1 protein-coding gene is annotated in these 673 nt (G+C 77.1%); it reads right to left on the reverse strand.

The features are described 5' to 3' along the window. The coding region (locus ACFFNX_RS51890) for a beta-ketoacyl reductase (protein WP_378213883.1) at positions 1-673 on the reverse strand (673 nt) is incomplete at both ends.

Genomic DNA, 673 nt, shown 5'->3' on the forward strand with positions numbered 1-673 from the left:
CGGCGCGGAGCCGCGCGCACCAGGTCGCGCAGCAGCGCGGGGAGCGTGCCCTCATCGGCCCGGCGGCGGAGGGCCGTGTGGTCGAGCCGCGTGGGCACGACCACCGCCTCATCGTCGGCGCGCAACGCCAGATCCAGCAGGGACAGGGCCTCCGACGACGGCAGCGCCACCTGGAGCCCGCGGGCGAGCCGGTCGCGGCCCGCCTCTCCCAGATGCCGGGTGAGGCCGCTGGCCTCCTCCCAGAGCCCCCAGGCCAGGGAGACCGCGGGCAGGCCTTCGGCGCGCCTCGACCGGGCCAGCCCGTCGAGGAATCCGTTGGCCGCGCCGTAGTTGCCCTGGCCCGCGTTGCCGAAGACGCCGGCGCCGGAGGAGAAGAGGACGAACGCCGATAGGTCCAGGTCGCGGGTCAGCTCGTGCAGGTGCCAGGCCGCGTCCGCCTTGGGGCGGAACACCGCGTCCACCCGCTCCGGGGTCAGCGACGACAGCACGCCGTCGTCCAGCACCCCCGCCGCGTGCACGACGGCCGTCAGCGGATGCTCGGCCGGTATCTCCGCCAGCACCTCCGCCAGGGCGTCCCGGTCGGAGACGTCGGCCGCCACGATGCGCACCCGGGCTCCGGCCGCGCGCAGTTCGTCCGCCAGCGCGCCGGCGCCGGGTGCCGCCGGACCCCGGC

This window comes from Actinoallomurus acaciae (assembly GCF_042429965.1).
GTDB classification, from domain to species: domain Bacteria; phylum Actinomycetota; class Actinomycetes; order Streptosporangiales; family Streptosporangiaceae; genus Actinoallomurus; species Actinoallomurus acaciae.